This window comes from Pseudonocardia xinjiangensis (assembly GCF_012911925.1).
GTDB lineage: Bacteria > Actinomycetota > Actinomycetes > Mycobacteriales > Pseudonocardiaceae > Pseudonocardia > Pseudonocardia xinjiangensis.
The window spans coordinates 1-6852 of sequence record NZ_JAAXKY010000243.1; the positions used below are offsets into that span (position 1 = coordinate 1).

The window sequence follows — 6852 nt, forward strand, 5'->3', positions numbered from 1 at the left end:
TCGACGCCCGACTGGGCGCGTTCCGGCTCCGGCTCGGCCACACCGCTCAGGGCCGTCACCTGGCCGTGCTCGGGCCGTCCGGAGCGGGGAAGTCGTTGCTGCTCAAGCTGCTGGCCGGACTGGCGCCGCTGGACGGGGGGAGCGTGCGGCTCGGTGGGCTCGACCTGACGGGGCTCGACCCCGAGTCCCGCGACGTCGGCTACGTGCCGCAGGACTCCTGCCTGCTCCCGCACCTGCCCGTGTGGCGGCAGGTGACCTTCGGCGTCGGCACCGATCCGGCGGTGGCCGCCCATTGGCTCACCCGCCTGCAGCTCGACGGTCTGGAGGACCGGCTGCCCCACCAGCTGTCCGGAGGCCAGCGCCGCCGGGTGGCGCTGGCGAGGGCGCTGGCCCGGCAACCGCGGCTGCTGCTGCTCGACGAACCCTTCACAGGGCTGGACACGCCGGTGCGCGACGAGCTCCGGCGGGAGCTGCGGCGCGTGCAGCGTGACACGGCGGTCACCACGGTGCTCGTCACCCACGACCCCGAGGAGGCCGCGCTGCTCGCCGACGAGGTGCTGCTCGTCGCCGACGGAGCACTGTTGCAGGGTGGCGGTCAGCCCGAGGTCTTCTCCCGTCCGGCGGGGCCGGCGGCCGCGCGCCTGCTGGGCATCCGCAACCTGCACGCGGGACGGATGCGCGAGAGCGACACGCTCGAGGCCGCCGGCTCGCTCATCGCGGCCGGTCCCGTCGGGGCTCCGGCCGGGTCCGAGGTGGCGTGGTGCATCCGGCCGGAACACGTGGAGCTCGACCCGGCACCGCCCCACACCGGCGAGGACCACCCGGCAACGATCGTCGACGTCGTCCACATGGGCGCGGTCGTTGAGTTGCTGGTGGTCCTCGACGGAGGGTGCGAGCTCACCGTCGTCACCGCCGACGACGGGACGGCGACCGGTGCCACGCGGTGCCGGGTGCGGCTCCCCCCGGCACGGCTCATCGTGTGGCCGGTGCCCGCGCGCCCCGGGAGTCCGGAGCCCGCGGTCGCGGCCAGGGCGTGACGCCGCGCCTCAGGGGGCCGGGATCAGCGGGTGGAGCCCTGCGGGGACCGCGCCCTTGTCGCCGGACACGGCAGGCGGCGACGTCACCTGGAACCCGTCGGCTGTGAGCGTCGAGGAGCCGTCGTGGCCGAGCAGGTAGTTGACGAACGCGACCGCTCCGGCTCGGTTCGGCGCCTGGTTGAGCACGGTGACCGTGTAGGCGGCCCCCAGCGACACCGGGGGGATCGTGATCGTCGGGATCTTGTCCGGGGCGGCCTCGGCCGAGTAGAAGAACCCGGCGTCGAGCTGACCGGACTGCAACCGCCCGATGAGCTCCGTCTCGGGAAACACCCCCGACTGGTCCGAGGCCAGGCTCGTCAGCCCCACCTGATTGAGCGCCTGCACCGCCAGCTTCCCCTTCGGGTCCGTGGTGGGGTCGGTGCGGCCCAACCGGAACCCCGGCTCGGCCAGCACCTGCTGCCACGGTTTCGACGTGAGGTCCGCGGCGAAGCGGCTCTTCGGGCTGTACCCGATCACGAGCGGGGACGACGCGAACGTCGCGAACCACGACTCCGCGTTGCCACCCGCCGCCCCTTGAAGCGTCGAGTTGGTCTGCGGGCTCGCGCTGATGAACACGTCGGCCTGCTTGACCTTGCCCTTGATCTCGTTGGCCAGCGCGTCGGACCCGCCGCCCTCACCCTGGAACCGGTAGCCCTCGGCGGCGGTGAACTTCGGTCCGATGTCGTGCTCCATCAGGTTCACCAGTGAGCCCGCGTAGAGCACGCGCACCGGTTGCCCGGCGGCGGCACCGGGGGTCGGGCCTGCCGTGCCCGGGCTGGTGCTCGGGTTGGTACTCGGGCTCGAACATGCCGCCAGTGCCACTCCGGCCGCCGCCAGGGCACCCACCACTCGCCACGACCTCATCAGATCCTCCGGCTCGTTCCTGCCGCGGCGCGAACTCGCCGCGGAACTCCCACCATATGCTCCGCAGTTGCGGAATGAATTGCGTCCAAGAACCGCACCCAAGGGGAAGAATCGGGGCTATGTCCGGACCTGCCGTTCTCTCCCCGTCGGGTCCTCGGGCAACTCGAACAGGTCGGCCGACTACGGCAAATCTGGAAGGGCCTGGTCAGGGACCCGTACTGTGCGCGGATGGCGGGTGTGACGGGCGCGTGGTGGCCAGGGGAGGTCCTGGCCGCCCGTGGGGCCGGTGGTCCGCCTCGCGTCCGGATCCCGCACCTCGCCGCACTGCTGGCCGTGCTCGCCGCGCTGGCGGCCTGCGCCGGGTCGGCGCCCGCGACACCCCCGCCACCCGCAGCTCCGCCGTCGGTCGACGGGCTCCCCGGGATGCCGCCCGTGACCGATCCGCGCAACGTCTACGCCGCCACCGGGCCGACGATGCTCTCCGAACCCGCGAAGGCCGCCGTGCCCCGGGTGTACGTGCCCCACACGAAGACGGGTGAGGTCTGGGTGATCGACCCCGCCACCTTCACCGTGGTCGGCCGGCACCGCCTGGGGGGCGAGCTGCAGCACGTGGTGCCGTCCTACGACATGACCACGCTGTACGCCACCGACGACACCGGGTACCGGGTGACTCCCTTCGACCCGACGACCGGTGAGCCGGGCCCGAGCATCCCGGTGACCGACCCGTACAACATGTACTTCACGCCGGACGGGCGCTCGGCCATCTCCGTGGCCGAGGCACGGCGGGAGCTGGTGTTCTACGACCCGCACACCTGGCAGCAGCAGGACGTCCTGCCGACGCCCGACTGCGCGGGCATCGACCACGCCGACTTCACCGCCGACGGGCGCACGGCCGTGTTCAGCTGCGAGTTCGCCGGCCGGGTCGCGGTGGTCGACGTGGCGTCACACCGCCTGCTGCGCATGATCGACATGCCGGTGCGGAACACGACGATGGGGCCGCAGGACGTCAAGCTCGCCCCGGACGGCTCGGTGTTCTACATCGCGGACAGCGAGCAGAACGGGCTCTGGGTGCTCGACGGCGCGGCCACCACCGTGCTGCGCCAGATCCCCACCGGGCACGGCGCGCACGGGCTCTACCTGTCCCGCGACGCCAAGCGGCTCTTCGTCACCAACCGGCACGCGGGCAGCGTGAGCGTGCTGGACGCCTACACCGGCGCCGTGCTCACGACGTGGCCGATCCCGGGGGGCGGCAGCCCCGACATGGGCAACATCACCGCCGACGGCACCCAGCTGTGGCTGTCGGGGCGCTACGACAGCGCGGTCTACGTCCTCGACACCACCGACGGGCGCCTCATCCACAGGTTCGACGTGGGCGCGGGGCCGCACGGGCTGTGCGTGTGGCCGCAGCCAGGCCGCTACTCGCTCGGCCACACCGGCATCATGCGGTGAGCGGCTCCCGCGGTTTTCGCGGGGCGACCCGCTGCGTACAGGCGGTAAACCATGACGACGGCGAGCGCGAGCAGCGCAAGACAGAGCAGTTGGGCGCGTCGCATGGATCGTCGACCAATCCGAACCCGGCACCCGACGGTCGGCCAGTCAGTCAATCACGCCTCTCCGGGTACGACCGCCGATCATCCGGTACGCCGCCGGCCCAGGGCTCTTGGCCGGCGCGATGGCCAGACGCGCCTTCGGAGCGTCGCAGCCAAGCCGCGCGGCCGACTGCTGACGACCTCTGAGCTTGTGAAGCGGCTGCGGGTGTCCTCGCGCACGATCCAGCGGTGGCGCAACGAGGGCTGGATCAAGCCGGAGTGGACCACGATCGGTGGCCAGGCTAGGTGGATCGAGGAGGACGTCCGGGCAGGTTCGGCGGCACCAGGAGTAGACCGAGGCTGAGCAGGACGGCGGCTAGGTGTAGTGCCCAGGCGGGTTGTTGACGCGGCTGATGGGTGGGTGGCCGCGGTGGGCTTTCTCGTCGGGGTGGATCTCGGCGTAGGCCGGGCGGGTGTGGTCGTCGATGGCGGCGTGGACGGAGGTGAACCCGACCCGTGGGCTGGTGCGGGTCTGGCGGGACTGGTCGCTGTCGCGGCCGTGCACTCGCCGGCGCCTGCCGTCGCGCAGCCGAGCGTCTTCACCTCCACGTGCGCCAGCTCGCCCGGGCGGGGGCGTTCGCCGCGGCGGATCACCGTGCCTGCCGGTGGGGCGGTCGAGCCAGACCGGCCGGGCAAGTCCGTGGCGGGCCGGGACCGCGTGGGGCGATCGGCGAGTCCGGCACGCCACCACCACGAGCGCCGAACGGTCGTTGACCTGCGACGAAGGACATCAGTTCGAACATGTGTTCGAGTACGATGGAGGGGTGTCGGACAGCCCGCTCACCACCACCCACCGCCTCCTGGTCGAGGTGATCGACGCGCTGTCCGCGGCCGCTGAGACCGGCGCCACCGATGACGACCTGCTGTCTGTGCTCACCTTGTGCGAGGGCACGAGCAGGCGGTTGGACCGGGTCGTCGTTGCCACCGTGGCGGCTCTGGAGCGGCGGGGCACGTTCGCGGAGCGGGGCTACAAGTCGACTCCGGCCGCGTTGGGGGATCTGCTCGGGTGGGAACGGTTCGAAGCCCGCCAGCGGGTGGTCGCCGCCGACCAGGCCTGCCCGCGGGTCGGGCTCGACGGCACCGTGTTGCCCGCCCGGCTGCCTGCCACTGCGGCGGTGTTCGCCGCCGGGCACACCGGGCTGCGGCACGTCGCAGTGATCGCCCGGGTGCTCGCGAGCCCGGCCGCGGAAAGGCTTACGCCCGAGGTGTGGGCCGGTGCGGAAGCCCAACTCGCCGACAAAGCCGCCGTCTACACCCCGTCGGAGCTGCAGACCTGGGGTACCGCGCTGGTCGAGGCCCTCGACGAGGACGGCGCCGAGCCTGACGACCGGCCACCCGCCCCCGTGAACGAGTTGCACCTGATGCGCCACCGCGGCAAGCCCGGCGGCGCCCTCAAAGGCCAGTTCGACGACGCGGCCATGTTCGATGCCATCGCCACCGTGATCGACGCCCACGCCCGACCCGTCACCAGCGATGAGCACCGCAGTACCGCGCAACGCCAAGCCGAGGCGCTGGCTGATGTGTGCGGGTACGTGCTCGACCACGGCGACGTGCCCGAATGCGGCGGGCGCCGCCCACATCTCACCGTGTTGATCCGGCTGGAGGACCTGGAGAACCGGGCCCGCGCCGCCTGCCTCGACTTCGGCGGCACCCTGAGCCCGGAGTCACTGCGGATGCTGGCCTGTGACGCCAGGGTCGTGCCTGTCGTGTTGAACGGGAAGGGTCAGCCGCTCGACGTCGGGCGGGTCACCCGCACCATCCCTGACGGGCTGCGCCGCGCGATCGCCGCCCGTGACCGGGGGTGCGCCGGATGCGGTCGGCCGCCGTCGTGGTGCGAGGTCCACCACATCACAGCCTGGCAGGACGGTGGCGACACCGCCCTGCACAACTGCGTCATGCTCTGCCGGGCGTGCCACCGCCTGCAGCACCACTCCGAGTGGGAAGTCCGTATCCGCGATGGGCTCCCCGAACTGATCCCCCCGGCCTGGATCGACCCGCAGCGAAGACCCCGCCGACGACCACTCCTGCACCTCGCTGCGTAAGGGGGTCGCGCAGATGGGCGCGGTCGGCTGCGACAGCCACTTGTAGCCGGTGGCTCGCGAGATACGCGGTCTAGCGGCGACGTGCGCGACCGAGCGTCGACAACTCACGCCGCGGCTCAGCTGAGTCGGATGGTGTGTTCATGCGCTGAGCGGCTCCCGCAGCAGCGCCACCACCTCGCGGGCGGCCGCGCGGCCAGCCCGGTTGGCCCCGATCGTGCTCGCGCTGGGGCCGTAGCCGACCAGGTGGATCCGCGGGTCGGCCCGCACGCGGGTGCCGTCGACCGCGATGCCGCCCCCCGGTCCGCGCAGGCGCAGCGGGGTGAGGTGCCCGAGCGCGGCCCGCCACCCGGTGGCCCACAGGATCACGTCGGCCGCCACGGTGGAGCCGTCGGCCCACGCCACCCCGTCCGGGGTGATCCGCTCGAACATGGGCAGCCGGTGCAGCACCCCCGACTCCTGGGCGGCCCGCACCTGCGGGGTGAGCATCAGCCCGGTCACGCCGACGACGCTCTGCGGGGGCAAGCCGGCCCGCACCCGCTCCTCCACGCGCGCCACCGCCGCGCGTCCCGCGTCCTCGTCGAACGGTCCCTCGTGGAAGTGCGGGGGCCGCCTCGTCACCCACGTCGTGGCCGCCGCGACGCCGGCGATCTCCATCAGCAGCTGCACGGCGGACGTCCCGCCGCCGACCACCACGACCCGCAGTCCGGCGAACTCGGCAGGCCCGCGGTACTCGGCCGGATGCAGCTGGCGCCCGAGGAAACGCTCCTGGCCGGGGTAGCGGGGACGGAAGGGGTGGGTCCAGGTGCCGGTCGCGTTGATGAGCGCGCGGGTGGTCCACGTGCCGGAGCCGGTCTCGACGAGCAGGTCGGGCGCGGCGTCCCGGACGGCCGTGACGCGCACCGGACGGTGTACCTGCAGGTCGAAGGTGCGCTCGTACTCGTCGAAGTACGCAGGCACCACCTCGGCCGCCGGCCGCGACGGGTCGGTGGGCGCGAACGGCAGGCCGGGCAGGTCGTTGATGCGGTGGGTCGTGTCGACGCGCAGGGTCGGCCAACGGTGGCGCCACGCCCCACCGGGGCCGTCCTCGCCGTCGAGCACCACGAAACCCGCACCCGGCTCGAGCCCGGCCCGGCGCAGCCCGTACGCCGCCGCCAACCCGGCCTGGCCGGCTCCGATCACAACGACGTCAGTGCGCACGATCGTGGAACGCCGGGCGGCCCGCCGAGCTTCCGCTCCGCCGGGCTACCGCGGGGTCAGGGCGCCGCCGGGACGGGGCGGCGG

At 73.0% G+C, this 6852-nt stretch carries 6 protein-coding genes and 1 pseudogene; 4 read left to right on the forward strand and 3 right to left on the reverse strand.

All coding sequences use genetic code 11. The features are described 5' to 3' along the window. A partial coding sequence (locus tag HF577_RS36025; protein ID WP_169400480.1) for an ABC transporter ATP-binding protein occupies positions 1-1037 on the forward strand: 1037 nt, incomplete at its 5' end. Positions 1038-1046: 9 nt separating this feature from the next. On the opposite strand, the gene HF577_RS36030 is transcribed toward HF577_RS36025, so the two are convergent. After that, a complete protein-coding gene (locus tag HF577_RS36030; RefSeq protein ID WP_169400481.1) occupies positions 1047-1940 on the reverse strand; it encodes an extracellular solute-binding protein in 894 nt (297 codons plus the stop codon). A 228-nt stretch (positions 1941-2168) separates the two neighbouring features. Between HF577_RS36030 and HF577_RS36035 the strand changes: the two genes are divergently transcribed. Both HF577_RS36035 and HF577_RS36040 read left to right on the forward strand, forming a co-directional pair. Next, positions 2169-3389: a YncE family protein gene (locus HF577_RS36035; RefSeq protein WP_169400482.1), complete on the forward strand. Its 1221-nt coding sequence runs from the start codon at positions 2169-2171 to the stop codon at positions 3387-3389. A gap of 102 nt (positions 3390-3491) precedes the next feature. Then, the gene (locus HF577_RS36040; RefSeq protein WP_169400485.1) at positions 3492-3833 is read left to right on the forward strand and encodes a helix-turn-helix domain-containing protein; all 342 of its coding nucleotides are present in this window, start codon (positions 3492-3494) and stop codon (positions 3831-3833) included. 72 nt (positions 3834-3905) lie between these two features. On the opposite strand, the pseudogene HF577_RS40310 reads toward HF577_RS36040, so the two are convergent. Further along, positions 3906-4213 (reverse strand): annotated as a pseudogene (locus HF577_RS40310) (IS481 family transposase); the annotation flags it as partial. An 80-nt stretch (positions 4214-4293) separates the two neighbouring features. On the opposite strand from HF577_RS40310, the gene HF577_RS36050 reads away from it, so the two are divergent. Then, positions 4294-5571, forward strand: a complete 1278-nt coding sequence (locus HF577_RS36050) for an HNH endonuclease signature motif containing protein (RefSeq protein ID WP_169400484.1) — start codon at positions 4294-4296, stop codon at positions 5569-5571. Positions 5572-5709: 138 nt separating this feature from the next. Here HF577_RS36050 and HF577_RS36055 read toward each other — a convergent pair whose 3' ends face one another. Continuing rightward, the gene (locus tag HF577_RS36055) at positions 5710-6771 is read right to left on the reverse strand and encodes an NAD(P)-binding domain-containing protein (RefSeq protein ID WP_169400486.1); all 1062 of its coding nucleotides are present in this window, start codon (positions 6769-6771) and stop codon (positions 5710-5712) included. Positions 6772-6852: the final 81 nt, after the last annotated feature.